This window comes from Geomonas sp. Red276 (genome assembly GCF_054784495.1).
The window spans coordinates 12,320-27,128 of sequence record NZ_BLXW01000031.1; the positions used below are offsets into that span (position 1 = coordinate 12,320).

Consider the following 14,809-nt stretch of genomic DNA (forward strand, 5'->3'; position numbering starts at 1 on the left):
AAAACGATTTTTGGTTTACCCCTAAAGCCTTTTTAGATTTGATCCGCGGAAATCCGCCTAACCGCGTCATCCGCGTTCCATGGGTTTTAAGTTCTTATCTGTTCTCTTTGTCCCTCTTGATGAGGTTCGCGAAGAGCGCCTGAAGCTCGGCGGTGCCGGCCGCTTTTGCCTGCTCCTCGATCTCTTCGATCTCCTCGGGTGCCAGCTGGCGGCGCTTGCGTGCGGGGGCGGGCGGCGCGGGGGCGGCCCAGTTGACCACCTTGCCGGCGCGGAAATAGAGCTCCTTCACCAGCGTGTAACCGAGCTCGTCGTTCACCTTCATGATGAGCTCGCGCTTTAGGAAGCTCAGCTGCTGCATCCAGGGCGCGCTGTCGACGGTGACGGTGAGTGTGCCGTCCCGGAAAGCGGAAGGCTGGGCGTGGTTGGCGATGCGGCTTCCCACCGCGCGCTCCCAGATCCCCCAGATCCGCCCCTCCCGGATCCGCGTCTCGGCCGGAGTCCCCTTGAGCATCGCCGAAAGGAGATCGGAGACTGCCGCCGGCCGGCGCATCCTGGGACGTTTGTCATTCTTGCTCAACGGGATTCCTCTTGCGATAGAGGCGTCCGCCGAGGATCTGCCCGGTGACGGCACCGGCGAGGGTGAACGGGATGAACTGCCATCCCAGCCCGGTCTTGATCCTGGCGTAGATGATGATCGGAATCGTGATGTGCACGTAGAAGTACCAGCCGAAGGAGAACTTCCGGCATCCCTGTCGCTGGTATCCCATGGGGACGTTGATGGTGATGGCCCCGAGGACCAGGGCTGCTACTAAGAGTGCTGTATGCATTAGTTACCTCGCGCAGCAGATATTATGAGGTAAGCTCTCGGTTGTCAATTATTCTCCCTATCCCCTCGCCCCATACTGTCTCCCCTCGCCCTCAGGGAGAGGGGCAGGGGTGAGGGGCTTTGGGAGACTCCCTCATCCGGCTTTCGGCCACCCTCTCCCGGAGGGCGAGGGATATATATAAATGCGGCCTTCGGTCTAAGGGATAATCACTTGTCGTGGGCGGAAGGACTACGGAATAAAAGGAGTCGTCGTGGTTAAGGATGGAGATTACGTCGCCGTTTTCAACTCGGTGCACCGGGTGATGGAGGCGGAGCGGCTTTTGAAGGATAAGAAACTGAAGATCCTGGTGATCCCGGCCCCCCGCGCGCTGGCGGCGGACTGCGGTCTGGCCCTCAGGTACTCGGAGGAGCTGAGGGAGGCGGTGGAAGCACTTCTGGCTGCCGCCGAACTTCTCCCGCGCCATCTTTACCGTAAAGAAGGTGACACTTTCGTTGAAATAGGAGCCAAAGCATGAAGAGTCTGGACGTAAGGGGCATGGCCTGCCCGATGCCGGTCGTCTCGGTGAAACGGGCCCTGGAAAGCGCGGAAGACGGGTTGCGGGTTCTGCTCGACGACGGCGCTCCCCGCGAGAACGTGACCCGCTTCGCCGCTGGGCGGGGATACACCGTGCAGGAGGAGGTTATTGAGGGGGGCTTCGCCCTCACCATCACGGTCGGCGAACAACCGCCGACCGAGTCGGTAACCGCCGCCAAAGAGGGGCCGGTCGTGATGCTGATCGGGACCGATCGCCTGGGAGAGGGGCCGGAGGAACTTGGCCGTCTCCTGATGAAGAACTACATCATCACGCTCCTGGACCTCGACAAGCTCCCGGACCGGATGTTCTTCGTCAACTCCGGTGTGCTGCTGGCCACCGAGGGGTCCGAGGTGCTGGAGGCGCTCGAGGCGCTCGGCAATCGCGGCGTCGAGGTGCTTTCCTGCGGAGTCTGCCTGGACTACTTCAAGAAGAGGGAGACGCTGGCAGCCGGTGCGGTGACCAACATGTTCACCATCGCCGAGAGCATGATGAAGGCATCGAGCGTGATAAGGCTGTGACGCGGGCCCACTCTCTGAACCTTCCCCTTGTATAGTTATCCCCTCTCCCGGAGGGCGAGGGGATATGGATTACTTGCCCCTCTCCCGGAGGGAGAGGGATTTGAATAAATAGGCGAGGGGGAGGGTTGCTTCGCCGGTGTAAGTTGCGAAGCTTCGGATATTTTTCTTGACAATATCGGCTTTTTTCTACTAAATTGACTCTCTTGCCGCGGGATACCTGCGTGCCGACGCCGGCGCCTGCCCCGGTTTCGCTGATAATAACCGTTGCAAAACGGGACGTTATAGGGTTTGCATGTTCGCCACTTTATCCGATAAGCTCGACCTGGTTTTCAAGAAGCTCCGCGGCCAGGGGGTGATGACCGAGGACAACGTCAAGGATGCGCTGCGTGAAGTACGCCTGGCGCTTCTCGAGGCGGACGTCAACTTCAAGGTCGTCAAGGACTTCATCGAAAAGGTGCGGACCCGGGCGGTCGGTACCGAGGTGCTGCAGAGCCTGGCTCCCGGCCAGCAGGTCATCAAGATCGTCCACGACGAGCTCGTCGACCTCATGGGCGGCAGCGAAGACAACTCGCTCGATCTCGCCGCCAAGCCGCCGGTCGCCATCATGATGGTCGGTCTGCAGGGTGCCGGTAAGACGACCTCCTGCGGTAAGCTGGCCCGCTACCTGAAGTCGCAGAGGAAAAAGCCGCTGCTGGTCCCCGCCGACGTCTACCGTCCGGCCGCCATCGAGCAGCTGAAAGTGCTCGGCCGTCAGCTCGCTGTCGAGGTCTTCGATTCCACCGCGGATCAAAAACCGCTCGACATCTGCCGCAACGCGACCCGCTACGCGACCCTGAACGGCTTCGACGTGGTGATCTTTGATACCGCCGGCCGTCACCAGATCGACGACTACCTGATGAACGAGCTGGAGGGTATCCGGGACGAGCTGGCCCCCCGCGAGATCCTCTTCGTCGCCGACGCCATGACCGGCCAGGAAGCGGTCAACGTCGCCTCCGGCTTCAACGACCGTCTCGGGATCACCGGCGTGGTGCTCACCAAGCTCGACGGCGACGCCAAGGGTGGCGCGGCGCTCTCCATCAAGGCGGTCACCGGGAAGCCGGTCAAGTTCGTCGGTCTCGGTGAGAAGATGGACGCGCTGGATGTCTTCCACGCCGACCGTCTGGTCTCCCGGATCCTCGGCATGGGCGACGTCCTCACCCTCATCGAGAAGGCGCAGGCCACCTTCGACGAGAAAGAGGCGGAACGGCTCCAGCAGAAGATGAAGAAGAGCGGCGGGACCTTCGACCTGGAGGATTTCCGTAGCCAGCTGCAACAGATAAAGAAGATGGGCTCCCTGGAATCCATCATGTCGCTAATCCCCGGCATGGGGAAGGCGATGAAGCAGATGCAGGGCGCCCAGCCCTCCGAGAAGGAGTTGAAGAGGATCGAGGCCATCATCGATTCCATGACTGCCAAGGAGAGGGCGAATCCCGGGATCATCAACGGCAGCCGCCGGCTGAGGATTGCCAAAGGGAGCGGAACCCAGGTGCAGGAGGTGAATCAGCTTCTCAAAAGGTTCGCTGAGGCACAGCGGGTTGTGAAGCAGCTCCAGAAGATGGGCCCCAAGGGACTTCTCAAGGGAATGAAGGGAATGGGTAAGGGGATGTTCCCCTTTTAACGCATTCTCTTTGACGAGCGTGATAAATCAAGTAGAGTTAGTTAGGCTGTATACGAAACACACACAAATACCCAATTGCGGATCTTAGATCCGAGAACACCAGGAGGAAGCAAATGGCAATAAAGATCAGACTTGCACGTGCGGGCGCAAAGAAGAAACCCTTTTACCAGGTGGTGGTAGCCGACTGCCGCAGCCGTAGGGACGGGCGCTTCATCGAGAACGTCGGTACCTACGACCCGAACAAAAACCCGGCTGAATACCGTCTGGAAGAAGGGAAGACCCTTGAGTGGCTTGGCAAGGGTGCCCAGCCGACCGACACCGTCAAGCAGATCCTGAAGAAAACCGGCATCTGGGAGAAATTCGTCTCTCCGGCCGCTTAATTCTCGTTAGCTCCGGTACACCGGATATCCCACCCTACAGAGGATAGCGCCATGAAAGAGCTTGTAGAGACCATTGCCAAGGCACTTGTTGATGACCCCACCCAGGTTCGCGCAACCGAGGAGTTGGAAGAAGACACCAACGTCATCAAGCTCACCGTCGCGAAGGAAGACATGGGTCGCATCATCGGCAAGGAAGGACGTACTGCCAAGGCGATCCGTACCCTTCTCAACGCAGTCTCAACCAAGGATAACAAGAAGGCCATCCTAAAAATCGTAGAGTGATAGATGTCCGGTAGTAATAAGGTATTGATCGGCAAGATCCAGGCGACGCATGGGATCAAGGGACAGTTGCGTGTCATTCCCTTTGCCGGTGATGCCTCGAGTATCTCGAAGCTTAAGAGCGTTTTCTTGAAATCGCCGGCCGGCGCCATGGAGGAATTCTCCGTGGCATCGGCCAAGTCTCACGGCCAACGGGTGATCCTCACCCTGAAGGCTTTTGACAACATCAACCAGGTACTGCACCTCGTGGGGCGTGAGATCTACGCCGACCGGGGTGCGCTTCCCGAGCTTCCCCCCGACGAGTTCTACTGGTCGGACCTCCTGGGACTTACGGTGGCAACCGAGGAGGGGGAAGAGCTCGGCGAGTTGGTCGACATCATCGAGACCGGCTCCAACGACGTCTACGTGGTCAAGTATCAGGGGCGCGAGCTCCTCATCCCGGCCCTGGACGACGTCGTGGTGGCGGTCGATGTCGCCCACGGGCGGATGACGGTCTCTCTACCGGAGGGGCTGCTCGAGCTATGAAGTTCGACATCCTGACCCTTTTCCCCGCCATGTTCGACGGGCCGCTGACCGAGAGCATCATCAAGCGCGCCGCCGAGAACGGGTTGATCGAGATTGGCCTCCACAACATCCGTGACTGGGCCCTCGACAAGCACGCCACCGCCGACGACTCTCCCTACGGAGGGGGCGCCGGGATGGTGATGAAGGTGGAGCCCCTGGCGGGCGCCATCGAGGCGGTCAAGGAGAAGAGCCCCCGGTCGAAGGTGATCCTGACTACCCCGGCGGGGCGTCCTTTCTCCCACCAGGTGGCCGAGGAGCTCTCCCGCGAGGAAGGGCTGATCATCATCTGTGGACGCTACGAAGGAGTCGACGAGAGGGTACGCACCCTGTTCGTCGACGACGAGATCTCTCTCGGGGATTTCGTGCTGACCGGCGGAGAGATCGCCGCCATGGTCATCGTCGACGCGGTTTCCCGGCTGGTACCCGGAGTGTTGGGGCACGACGACTCGGCCCAGTACGACTCCTTCGCCGACGGGCTTTTGGAATACCCGCAGTACACGAGGCCCCCCGAATTCAGGGGCGAGAAGGTTCCCGACATCCTTCTTTCCGGCAACCACGCCGAGATCGCCAAGTGGCGCAGGAAGGAGCAGTTCAGGAGAACGCTCGCCACCCGGCCCGAGCTCCTCGAAAAGATCGAGTTGAGCAAGGCCGATAAGAAGCTCCTGGCCGAGGTGCAGAGATGAGCTTGGCCGAGAATTTCAGCATCGCCCTGATCCACTACCCGGTTTACGACAAGAACCGGGACATCGTGGCCACCGCCGTCACCAACCTGGATGTCCACGACATCGCCAGGAGCGCACGCACCTACGGGGTGTCGCGCTACTACATCGTGACCCCGGTGAACGATCAGCGGCAGCTGGTTGAGAAGATCAGGACCCACTGGCTGGAAGGTTGGGGATCGACCTACAACCCGAAGCGGAAGATGGCGCTGGAGCTTCTGCAGACCGAGAAGAGTCTGGCAGATGCCGTCGCCGACATAGAGAATCGTACCGGAAAGCGTCCCAAGGTCGTGGTAACCGGCGCCGCGGGTCGACCAAACAGCGTCACCTTCAAAGAGTTGAAGGGGCTGATGGAGTCGAACCCGGAGGAGCCTTTTTTGCTGTTGCTCGGGACCGGGTGGGGGCTGACGGAACAGGTATTCAACGCCAGCGATTACGTGCTGGAGCCGATCAGTGCGGGTGGGGACTACAACCACCTGTCGGTCCGCTCCGCCGCCGCCATCATGCTGGATCGGCTTTTTGGACGGTAAAAATTAAAGAGAAAACGAAGTCGGCTTTTGCCAATAACATCAACTTGTAAGTCTAGAGGTTCCAGATAAGGGAGGAAGTGCAACATGAACAAGATTGACATGCTCGAACGCGCTGAAATGAAAAAGAACATCGCCAAGTTTGTCCCGGGCGATACCGTTAAGGTGCAGGTAAAGATCGTCGAAGGCGACAAGAGCCGTATCCAGGCTTTCCAGGGCGTCTGCATCGCCCGCACCGGCGGCGGCATCCGCGAAGCCTTCACCGTCCGTAAGATCTCCAACGGCGTCGGCGTCGAGAGGGTTTTCCCGATCCACTCGCCTTCCGTCGAGACCATCGAAGTCGTGACCCGCGGCCAGGTCCGTCGCGCCAAGCTCTACTACCTCCGTAAGCTGCGCGGCAAGGCTTCCAGGATCAAAGAAAGAAAATACGTCGCCGGCCAGTAATTTTACAGGCCCGCTACGAAAAGCCCCGGTCAACGACGCCCGGGGCTTTTTTTATGCCTGAAGTTTAGGTTGACTCCGGGGGCGTTTGCCAGTAACTATCTCAGCAGTTCAAATCGGGGCACCGCTCTTTTCCCGGAGATGCCTTAGAAATTGGAAGGTTCGCTATGATGGCTGGGCTGTTTCCCGAAGACAATTCGCCTGTCGACCTGTTAGCTTGCGAGGAACTGGCTCTGCGCCAGGGGTACGGCGTCATCGCCGGGGTTGACGAAGCCGGGCGTGGCCCGCTGGCGGGTCCGGTCGTGGCCGCGGCGGTCATCCTTCCCCCTGGCCTGATCATTCCCGGGGTCAACGACTCGAAGCAGGTGACCGAGGCGATGAGGGAGCAGCTCTTCGATGTCATCCACCGGGAGGCGATCTCGGTCGGGGTCGGGATCTGCGACCATGACGCCGTCGACCGCTTCAACATCCTCCAGGCGACCCTCAAGGCGATGCGGCAGGCGGTGGAAAGTCTCACACCGAAGCCCGATTTCATCCTCATCGACGGTATATCCAACATCCCGATGAACATTCCGCAGCGGACCGTCAAGCAGGGAGATTCACGCAGCATCTCCATCGCCGCGGCTTCCATCATCGCCAAGGTGACCCGGGACCGGATGATGCTGGAATACGACCTCCAGTATCCCGGCTACGGCTTCGCGAGCCACAAAGGGTACGCCGCGGCCTCGCATCTGGCCGCGATAGCCGAGCTCGGTCCCTCCCCCATCCACCGAAAGACCTTCAGCGGCGTGAAGGAGCACCTTCCCGCTCCCCAGCCTGGTGATGTTCCACCTGCTGGTAACGGATCCTTCTCGTTCTGACTCCCTTGCATTCCCTTGCCTATTTATACCTGCCTTCCCTTGGGTGGCCGGAGGCTTCTTCTCTTATCCCCTCGCCCCCCCTTGGGGGAGAGGGTGGCCGGAGGCTTCTCTATTTATACCCTCGCCCCCTCTGGGGGAGAGGGTGGCCGGAGGCCGGGTGAGGGCAGATTCTAAAACCTCCCTCACCCCTGCCCCTCTCCCCTAAAGGGGCGAGGGAATAAGGAAAGCCTGCACCTCTCCCGCAGGGAGAGGAAGGCGGGGAAGGCGCCCACCTACGTCGTGAAGGGCATGGCGGAATGCATTCTAAGAGTTCTTACTGTACACTCTTCATGACCGCAACCCGGGGAAGGGGGGCTCGTGCGAGAGCAGGGTGGAAACAGCGAAAAGGGCGAAGTCGGAGAGTCAATCGCCGCCACCTACCTTGAGGGGCAAGGCTTCAAGGTGGTGGAGCGGAATTTTCGCTGTGTCTGCGGTGAGGTCGATATCGTGGCCAGGGATGGAAGAACCATCGTCTTTGTCGAGGTCAAGTGCCGCAACAACAGGCTTTACGGCCCTCCTCAGCTTGCCGTGACACCTTTCAAGCAGCGGCAGATTTCCAAGGCCGCTCTCGTCTGGCTTTCCAAAAGAAAACTCTTCGATGCCGAGGCACGCTTCGACGTGGTGGCGATCGTTCTTCACAAGCACGATCTGCCGGAGATCGAGCATATCAAGAATGCCTTCGAGTTGGCGTATTAAAAAACCAGTTCTAGGTTCTACGTTCTAGGTTCTATGTTGTAAAGCAAATGGCCTTGGGGGGCGCAGTGGCCTCGAACGTAGAACATAGAACATAGAACATAGAACTTGCTTCTGTGGAACGTAGAACATAGAACGTAGAACTTGTCGTTATGGAGGTAATGATGCAGGCAGTACCGGTAATCTATCGTCTCGCCATCTCGCTTTGGCTGGGTGGCGCAGCCCTTTTCACCTTTGTCCTCACGCCGCTACTCTTCAAAAACGAAACCCGGGATACCGCCGCCCGCATCGTCGGGCTCTTCTTCCCCGGCTATTTCCGCTGGGGTGTCGCCTGCGGCGTCATCGCCCTCGCCTGCCGACTGGTGATGGCCGGCAAAGGGATGGCCGTCCCCACGGTTATCCTGGCGGTGATGCTGACGCTTTGCTCCATCCAGGCGTTCTACATCGAGCCCAAGGCCGCCGAACTGAAGCGGCAGATCGTCTCCTTCGAAACGACTCCCAAGGACCATCCCCTTCGCCGGCAGTTCTCCAAGCTGCACGGCGTCTCCGCAGTCTGCAACCTCTCGGTGATCGCCGGCGGGGTAGCGCTGGTGATCATGTTGTAGGGAGGCCGAAAAAATTGCAATCCCCCTACCTGCTATGCTAGTAATGAAGAAAAATTTCCGGAGACACTCATGAATTTCACTGTTGCCCTTGCCCAGATCAAGCCGAAGTTGGGCTGCCTGGACGACAACATGTCGATTATCGAGTCTGCCATCGAAAAGGGGGTGGCGGACGGAGCGGACCTGATCGTCTTCCCCGAACTGGCCCTTACCGGCTATTTCCTCAAGGACCTGGTGCCGGAAGTGGCACTAAGCCTCGATGCTCCCGAGATCCAGAAGCTCAAAGAACTTTCCAAGCGCATCTCCATCGCCATCGGCTTCGTCGAGGTATCCGCCGATTACCGGTTCTTCAATTCGGCCCTCTACCTGGAAGGGGGAGAGATCCTGCACGTTCACCGCAAGGTGTACCTCCCGACCTACGGCCTTTTCGACGAGCAGCGCTACCTCGCCAGGGGCGAACGCTTCCGCGCCTTCGATACCCGTTTCGGGCGGTTCGGCATCCTCATCTGCGAAGACATGTGGCATCTCTCGGCGCCGTACATCCTCGCCATGGACAACGCCACCACGCTGATCTGTCTTTCGTCGAGCCCCGGCCGCGGCGTGAGCGGCACCGCGGAGCTCGGCTCCGCCGCCGCCTGGCAGAAGCTCACCTCCACCACCGCCATGTTCCTCAACTGCCGGGTCCTCTACTGCAACCGCGTAGGCTACGAAGACGGCATCAACTTCTGGGGAGGTTCCGAGGTGGTCGCGCCTTCCGGGCAGGTGCTGGAGCGCTCCAAGATCCTCGAAGAGGATTTCCTGACGGTCAAGGTGGACGAAGGGGCCCTGCGCCGTGAGCGGATCTTCTCTCCCATGATGCGGGACGAGAACATGGGGATCACCTTGAAGGAACTCAAACGTATCGACAGGGAGAACAGTCGCTGATGGGTGCGCTATCTGTGAACACCGCGCTGTTGCGCGATATCCTGGTCGGCTTCGTCCGCGACGAGGTGACCAAGGTCGGCCTGCACAAAGGGGTGCTCGGTCTTTCCGGCGGTATCGATTCCGCCCTGGTTGCCTTCATCGCCGCCGAAGCGCTCGGGCCGGAGAACGTCTACGCCTACACCATGCCGTACCGCACCTCCAATCCGGAGAGCGAGGCCCACGCCAAGCTGTGTGCCGACAAGCTGGGGATCAACTACAAGGTCATCGAGATCACCCCGATGGTCGACGCCTACTTCCAGATGATCCCGGATGCCGACAACATGCGGCGCGGCAACAAGATGGCGCGCGAGCGGATGACCATCCTGTACGACCATTCGGCAGCGGTCGGCGGCCTGGTGCTCGGTACCAGCAATAAGACCGAGCTTCTCCTGGGCTACGGGACCCTGCACGGCGACATGGCCAGCGCGCTCAACCCGATCGGCGATATCTACAAGAGCCAGGTCTGGGAGCTCTCTGAGGCGATGGGGGTTCCTCGCGAGGTCATCGAGAAGAAACCTTCCGCCGACCTTTGGGCCGGCCAGACCGACGAGCAGGAGCTGGGATTCACCTACCGCGAGGCCGACGAACTCCTGTACCGGATGGTCGACCAGCGCATGACCCGCGACGAACTGATCGCCGAGGGCTTCGATCCCGCCTTCATAGACAACGTCCAGCGCAAGGTCCAGGGAAGCCACTTCAAGCGCCGCCTCCCGGTCATCGCCAAGGTCTCCAACCGCACCATCGACCGCGACTTCCGCTACGCGCGCGACTGGGGAAAATAAACCGTGAAACGGGTTCTACGTTCTATGTTCTACGTTCTACGTTGGAACCTTGAACGGTTGGAGCTCCCCTCGTGACTTACACACTGCGTCGGCGTCTCCTGGCTGACAGCGTTGAGCCTCTGGTTGTTAACGTAGAACCTAGAACGTAGAACATAGAACAGTCTCTTATGCCCCTATACATCGTCGCTACCCCGATCGGCAACCTCGAAGACATCACGCTGCGCGCCCTCCGTATCCTCAAGGAGGTCGACCTGATCGCCGCCGAGGACACCCGCCACACACGCAAGCTTCTCACCCATTTCGGCATCTCCCGCCCGCTTACTTCCTATTTCGATCACAACAAGGAGGTGAAGGGGAACTTCATCCTCGATCAGCTGGAGAAGGGGATGAACGTGGCGCTGGTGACGGATGCCGGCACGCCCTGCGTCTCCGATCCCGGCTACCAGATCGTCCGCGACGCCTGGGCCGCGGGATACACGGTGATTCCCATCCCCGGCGCCTGCGCGGCCATCGCCGCCCTTGCCGCCTCCGGCCTTCCGAGCGATCTCTTCACCTTCGCCGGCTTCCTCTCCAACCGCCATGGGCGCAGGAGGGAAAAGCTGCAGGAACTCTCCAAGCTCCCCGGCCTCATCATCTTCTACGAGGCCCCCAAAAGGCTCCTCACCACCCTGCGCGACATGCTGGAGATCTTAGGCGACCGCCAGATCGTCATCGCCCGTGAGCTCACCAAGATGTACGAGGAGTTTCTGCGGGGAAGGCTGTCGGAGCTGATCGCGCGCGCGGAGGAGGTGCCGGTGCGGGGGGAGGTGGCCATCCTGATGTCGCCGGCGGACCAGCCGGAGCTTCCGGATACGCCGGCCATGGAGGAGCTGCTGCGGCGCTACCTGGCGTCGGGGGAATTCTCTCTCAAGGACGCGGTGAAGCAGGTTACCAAGGAGACCGGGCTGGCGAAGAGCGTCGTCTACGCGGAGGCGCTTAGGCAGAAGGGGTAAAGCCTCCCTCACCCGCCCTTCGGGCACCCTCTCCCCTGAAGGTGCGAGGGTATATTTTGTCTTGCATTATCCTACCTTTTCGGGCAACCGGGGCTCGGTCTTCTCCAGGACCAGTTCCAGCGCTGCCGGTTCTCTCTCCTCCTTCGGCTTCAGCTCGAAATGCCATTTCCACACTTCGTAGAGCGGCGGATAGACCAGCAGTTCCAGGAGGAACGAGCTGAAGATGCCGCCGATCATCGGGGCCGCGATGTGTTTCATCACGTCGGAGCCGGTCCCGGTGGACCACATGATCGGCACGAGACCAACGAACATGGTGGCGGTGGTCATGAACTTCGGCCGGATCCTCTTGGCTGCCCCTTCCACGATGGCTTCCCGCAACCGGGCCAGCGTCATCGCCGCCCCGGACTGGCGTGCGTTTCGGTAGGCGAGATCCAGGTAGAGGAGCATGAAGACGCCGGTCTCGGCATCGACCCCCAAAAGGGCGATGAGCCCCACCCAGACGCCGACGCTCAGGTGGTAGCCGAGCATCCAGAGGAAGAGAAAGGCTCCCACCGCGGAGAAGGGGGCGGCCAGCAGCACGATGGCGCTCTTCACCAGCGAGCGGGTGTTCAGGTAGAGGAGCCCGAGGATAAGCAGCAAGGTGGCGGGAACCACCAGGGTCAGGCGATCCTTTACCCGCTGCATCGCCTCGTACTGCCCGCTCCAGGTGATGGCGGCTCCCGGCGGAAGCTCCACCTTGGCCCGGAGCAGCGGCGCGGCCTCCTCCACGAAACTCTGCGGATCGCGGTCGGCTAAGTCCACGAAGACGTAGCCGGTGATCAGCCCGTCCTCGTTACGGATCATCGACGGCCCGGTGGTGACCGCGATGCTCGCCAACTCTCCCAAAGAAACCTGCCCCTTGCCTCCCTTCACCGATACCGGAACCCTACGCAGCGCCTCGAGATCGCCTCGGAAATCACGCAGCAGCCGCACGTTCACCTCGTACCTCTCGCGTCCCTGGATGGTGGTGGTGACGTTGTCGCCCCCGATCGCGCTCTGCACCACCCCCTGGGCCTCCTCGATGCTCAGGCCGTAGCGGGCAAGGGCGTCGCGGTTCCAGCTGATGTCGAGGAAGTAGCCGGCTCCCGTCCGTTCGGCGAAGACGCCGCGGGCACCCTTCAGGGGGCGAAGAAGGCCTTCCACCTGGGTCCCGATCTTCTCCACCTGGGCGGGATCGGCGCCGCTGACCTTGAGACCGAGCGGGGTCCGGATGCCGGTGGTCAGCATGTCGATCCTCCCCTTGATCGGCATCGTCCAGGAGTTGGATACCCCGGGAAGCTTGAGCGCCTCGTTCAGCTGGCTGACGAGTTCCTCGCGGGAGAGCCGGTCCGGGGTGATCCGGCGCAGCGCGGGCTTCACCCATTCCGGTGCCCACGACGAGTACCAGGTCGCCACGTGGCGCCACTGGTCGTGCGGCTTGAGCACGATGACGGTCTCCAGCATGGAGAGGGGAGCCGGGTCGGTAGCGCTCTCCGCGCGCCCCGCCTTACCGAGTACCTGCTGGACCTCGGGGAACCGGCTGATGATCCGGTCGGTAACCTGGAGAAGTTTCTGCGCCTCGCCCACCGAGATACCCGGCATGGTGGTCGGCATGTAGAAGAGCGACCCCTCGTCAAGGGGCGGCATGAATTCACTCCCCAGCCTCCCGACCACCGGCACGGTAGCGATCACCACGGCGACCGCCCCTCCGAGCACCACCCATTTCCAGCGCAGCGCCCAGGTAACCACCGGCTCGTAGATCCGGATCAGGAAACGGCTCACGGGATGCTCCTGTTCGGAGCGGAACCGGCAGGAGGTGACCGAGTTCAACAATGAGCTGAGGAAGCGGGGGCGAAAGTCGAAATGGCGGGTGCGGGTGATGAGCACCCTGAGGGCCGGATCGAGGGTGATGGTGAGGAGGGCGGCCACCGCCATGGCCAGGGTCTTGGTTGAGGCGAGCGGCTTGAACAGGCGCCCCTCCTGGGCCTCCAGTGCGAAGACCGGGAGAAACGCCGCCGCGATCACCAGGAGCGCGAAAAAGCTCGGCCCCCCCACCTCCTTGATGGCGGAGACCACTATGGATTTCTGGTCCCCCTGTCGACCGCCCGCTTCCCAAGCCTCCAGTTTCTTGTGGGTCTGTTCGACCACCACGATCGATGCGTCAACCAGCGCGCCGATGGCGATGGCGATCCCACCGAGCGACATGATGTTGGCATTGATCCCCATCAGGCGAAGCGGAATGAAAGAGATCAGCACGGCGAGCGGAATGGTCACCGCGGGGATGGCCGCGCTGGCCGGGTGCCAGAGGAAGAGGAAGATGACCAGCATCACGGTGGCCACCACCTCCACGAGGGTCCCCTTAAGGGTGTCGATGGCGGCCCGGATGAGGGTGGAGCGGTCATAGACCGGGACCACCTTCACGCCTTTGGGGAGCCCCGGTTCGATCTCTTTGAGCTTTGCCTTGACCCGCTCGATTACCTGGAGCGCGTTTTCCCCCTGCCGCATCACCACGATGCCGGATACCGTGTCCCCCTTGCCGTCCAGGTCGGCCACCCCGCGCCGCAGGTCGGGTCCCACCCCCACCACGCCGAGGTCTCGCACCCGGATCGGTGTCCCGCTGTCGTCGGTGGCCACCGCGATGGCGCCGAACTCCGCGGGGGAACGGGCGTACCCGCGCCCGCGGACCATGTACTCGCTCCCTCCGAACTCGATGAGTCTCCCGCCGGTCTCGCTGTTGCCTGAGCGGACGGCATCGACCACCTGGTTGATCGATATCCCGTAGGAACGGAGCCGGTTGGGATCGAGGTTCACCTGGTACTGGCGGACGAAGCCTCCCACCGGGGCCACCTCGGCCACGCCGGGGACCGATTTCAGGTAGTAGCGGAGATACCAGTCCTGGTAGGAACGGAGCTCGGAGAGGCTGTGATTGCCGGTGGTGTCCACCAGCGCGTACTGGTAGACCCATCCGAGCCCGGTGGCGTCGGGGCCGAGTTCGCTCCGCACCCCCTGGGGAAGGCGCTGCTGCACGGAGGAGAGGTATTCGAGCGTGCGGCTGCGGGCCCAGTAGATGTCGGTTCCTTCCTGGAAGATGACGTAGACGAAGGAGTAGCCGAAGTCGGAGAAGCCGCGCACCGTCTTGACCTTGGGCGCCCCGAGCATGGCCGAGACGATCGGGTAGGTCACCTGGTCCTCCACCAGGTCGGGGCTGCGGTCCCACCGGGAGTAGATGATGACCTGGGTGTCGGAGAGATCGGGGAGGGCATCCACCGGGAGCCGCTTGAGCGACCACCATCCCATCACCGCCGCCACCAGGGCGACGGTCAGTATCATGAACGGCCTGCGGGCCGAGAATTCGATCACGCGGTCAATCATGG

18 protein-coding genes are annotated in these 14,809 nt (G+C 61.3%); 15 read left to right on the forward strand and 3 right to left on the reverse strand.

Features of this window, described 5'->3' with window-relative positions; genetic code table 11:
- Positions 1-94 precede the first annotated feature (94 nt).
- Both ACYVL5_RS17970 and ACYVL5_RS17975 read right to left on the reverse strand, forming a co-directional pair.
- Positions 95-577, reverse strand: a complete 483-nt coding sequence (locus ACYVL5_RS17970) for a DciA family protein (RefSeq protein ID WP_460596951.1) — start codon at positions 575-577, stop codon at positions 95-97.
- Positions 564-827 (reverse strand): hypothetical protein, encoded by a 264-nt coding sequence (locus tag ACYVL5_RS17975; protein ID WP_460596952.1) that lies wholly within the window; start codon positions 825-827, stop codon positions 564-566. Before ACYVL5_RS17975 ends, ACYVL5_RS17970 begins: the two co-directional genes overlap by 14 nt.
- 250 nt (positions 828-1,077) lie before the next feature.
- On the opposite strand from ACYVL5_RS17975, the gene ACYVL5_RS17980 reads away from it, so the two are divergent.
- The 15 genes from ACYVL5_RS17980 (at position 1,078) to rsmI (ending at position 11,417) form a co-directional block, all read left to right on the forward strand.
- Entirely contained in the window at positions 1,078-1,341 is a 264-nt protein-coding gene (locus ACYVL5_RS17980; protein WP_460596953.1) for a DUF3343 domain-containing protein, read from the forward strand.
- Entirely contained in the window at positions 1,338-1,919 is a 582-nt protein-coding gene (gene yedF, locus ACYVL5_RS17985; protein WP_460596954.1) for a sulfurtransferase-like selenium metabolism protein YedF, read from the forward strand. Before ACYVL5_RS17980 ends, yedF begins: the two co-directional genes overlap by 4 nt.
- 292 nt (positions 1,920-2,211) lie before the next feature.
- Positions 2,212-3,576, forward strand: coding sequence for a signal recognition particle protein (gene ffh, locus ACYVL5_RS17990; RefSeq protein WP_460596955.1), 1,365 nt, complete (start codon positions 2,212-2,214; stop codon positions 3,574-3,576).
- A gap of 113 nt (positions 3,577-3,689) precedes the next feature.
- Positions 3,690-3,956 (forward strand): 30S ribosomal protein S16, encoded by a 267-nt coding sequence (gene rpsP, locus ACYVL5_RS17995; protein WP_250680624.1) that lies wholly within the window; start codon positions 3,690-3,692, stop codon positions 3,954-3,956.
- Between the two features lie 51 nt (positions 3,957-4,007).
- Complete coding sequence (locus ACYVL5_RS18000) at positions 4,008-4,238, forward strand: KH domain-containing protein (RefSeq protein ID WP_460596956.1); 231 nt, start codon at positions 4,008-4,010, stop codon at positions 4,236-4,238.
- A gap of 3 nt (positions 4,239-4,241) precedes the next feature.
- Positions 4,242-4,760, forward strand: a complete 519-nt coding sequence (gene rimM, locus ACYVL5_RS18005; RefSeq protein WP_460596957.1) for a ribosome maturation factor RimM — start codon at positions 4,242-4,244, stop codon at positions 4,758-4,760.
- Positions 4,757-5,482 carry a tRNA (guanine(37)-N(1))-methyltransferase gene (gene trmD / locus ACYVL5_RS18010; RefSeq protein ID WP_460596958.1) on the forward strand — a complete coding sequence of 242 codons (726 nt, stop codon included), beginning with the start codon at positions 4,757-4,759 and terminating at the stop codon, positions 5,480-5,482. Before rimM ends, trmD begins: the two co-directional genes overlap by 4 nt.
- Positions 5,479-6,048 (forward strand): RNA methyltransferase, encoded by a 570-nt coding sequence (locus ACYVL5_RS18015; RefSeq protein WP_460596959.1) that lies wholly within the window; start codon positions 5,479-5,481, stop codon positions 6,046-6,048. Before trmD ends, ACYVL5_RS18015 begins: the two co-directional genes overlap by 4 nt.
- A gap of 84 nt (positions 6,049-6,132) precedes the next feature.
- Positions 6,133-6,489, forward strand: coding sequence for a 50S ribosomal protein L19 (gene rplS / locus ACYVL5_RS18020; protein WP_460596960.1), 357 nt, complete (start codon positions 6,133-6,135; stop codon positions 6,487-6,489).
- A 167-nt stretch (positions 6,490-6,656) separates the two neighbouring features.
- Positions 6,657-7,346, forward strand: a complete 690-nt coding sequence (locus ACYVL5_RS18025; RefSeq protein WP_460596994.1) for a ribonuclease HII — start codon at positions 6,657-6,659, stop codon at positions 7,344-7,346.
- A 357-nt stretch (positions 7,347-7,703) separates the two neighbouring features.
- Positions 7,704-8,081, forward strand: a complete 378-nt coding sequence (locus ACYVL5_RS18030; RefSeq protein ID WP_460596961.1) for a PDDEXK family nuclease — start codon at positions 7,704-7,706, stop codon at positions 8,079-8,081.
- A gap of 161 nt (positions 8,082-8,242) precedes the next feature.
- Complete coding sequence (locus tag ACYVL5_RS18035; protein WP_460596962.1) at positions 8,243-8,683, forward strand: DUF4149 domain-containing protein; 441 nt, start codon at positions 8,243-8,245, stop codon at positions 8,681-8,683.
- A gap of 69 nt (positions 8,684-8,752) precedes the next feature.
- Entirely contained in the window at positions 8,753-9,604 is an 852-nt protein-coding gene (locus ACYVL5_RS18040) for a carbon-nitrogen hydrolase family protein (protein WP_460596963.1), read from the forward strand.
- Positions 9,604-10,425, forward strand: coding sequence for an NAD(+) synthetase (locus tag ACYVL5_RS18045; protein WP_460596964.1), 822 nt, complete (start codon positions 9,604-9,606; stop codon positions 10,423-10,425). The genes ACYVL5_RS18040 and ACYVL5_RS18045 overlap by 1 nt, the downstream gene beginning before the upstream one ends.
- A gap of 167 nt (positions 10,426-10,592) precedes the next feature.
- Positions 10,593-11,417 (forward strand): 16S rRNA (cytidine(1402)-2'-O)-methyltransferase, encoded by an 825-nt coding sequence (rsmI, locus tag ACYVL5_RS18050; protein ID WP_460596965.1) that lies wholly within the window; start codon positions 10,593-10,595, stop codon positions 11,415-11,417.
- A 66-nt stretch (positions 11,418-11,483) separates the two neighbouring features.
- Here the strand turns inward: rsmI and ACYVL5_RS18055 are convergent, their stop codons facing one another.
- Positions 11,484-14,807, reverse strand: a complete 3,324-nt coding sequence (locus ACYVL5_RS18055) for an efflux RND transporter permease subunit (RefSeq protein ID WP_460596966.1) — start codon at positions 14,805-14,807, stop codon at positions 11,484-11,486.
- Between the last annotated feature and the right edge of the window lie 2 nt (positions 14,808-14,809).

What these genes read in the sequence shown, in the direction of transcription:
- ACYVL5_RS18025 (WP_460596994.1), top strand. Translation starts at nt 6,657, where the DNA reads ATGGCTGGGCTGTTTCCCGAAGACAATTCGCCTGTCGACCTGTTAGCT.
- ffh (WP_460596955.1), top strand. Translation starts at nt 2,212, where the DNA reads ATGTTCGCCACTTTATCCGATAAGCTCGACCTGGTTTTCAAGAAGCTC.
- rpsP (WP_250680624.1), top strand. Translation starts at nt 3,690, where the DNA reads ATGGCAATAAAGATCAGACTTGCACGTGCGGGCGCAAAGAAGAAACCC.
- rplS (WP_460596960.1), top strand. Translation starts at nt 6,133, where the DNA reads ATGAACAAGATTGACATGCTCGAACGCGCTGAAATGAAAAAGAACATC.
- ACYVL5_RS17975 (WP_460596952.1), bottom strand. Translation starts at nt 827, where the DNA reads ATGCATACAGCACTCTTAGTAGCAGCCCTGGTCCTCGGGGCCATCACC.
- ACYVL5_RS18015 (WP_460596959.1), top strand. Translation starts at nt 5,479, where the DNA reads ATGAGCTTGGCCGAGAATTTCAGCATCGCCCTGATCCACTACCCGGTT.
- ACYVL5_RS18055 (WP_460596966.1), bottom strand. Translation starts at nt 14,807, where the DNA reads ATGATTGACCGCGTGATCGAATTCTCGGCCCGCAGGCCGTTCATGATA.
- rsmI (WP_460596965.1), top strand. Translation starts at nt 10,593, where the DNA reads ATGCCCCTATACATCGTCGCTACCCCGATCGGCAACCTCGAAGACATC.
- ACYVL5_RS18000 (WP_460596956.1), top strand. Translation starts at nt 4,008, where the DNA reads ATGAAAGAGCTTGTAGAGACCATTGCCAAGGCACTTGTTGATGACCCC.
- ACYVL5_RS18040 (WP_460596963.1), top strand. Translation starts at nt 8,753, where the DNA reads ATGAATTTCACTGTTGCCCTTGCCCAGATCAAGCCGAAGTTGGGCTGC.
- ACYVL5_RS18045 (WP_460596964.1), top strand. Translation starts at nt 9,604, where the DNA reads ATGGGTGCGCTATCTGTGAACACCGCGCTGTTGCGCGATATCCTGGTC.
- rimM (WP_460596957.1), top strand. Translation starts at nt 4,242, where the DNA reads ATGTCCGGTAGTAATAAGGTATTGATCGGCAAGATCCAGGCGACGCAT.
- ACYVL5_RS18035 (WP_460596962.1), top strand. Translation starts at nt 8,243, where the DNA reads ATGCAGGCAGTACCGGTAATCTATCGTCTCGCCATCTCGCTTTGGCTG.
- yedF (WP_460596954.1), top strand. Translation starts at nt 1,338, where the DNA reads ATGAAGAGTCTGGACGTAAGGGGCATGGCCTGCCCGATGCCGGTCGTC.
- trmD (WP_460596958.1), top strand. Translation starts at nt 4,757, where the DNA reads ATGAAGTTCGACATCCTGACCCTTTTCCCCGCCATGTTCGACGGGCCG.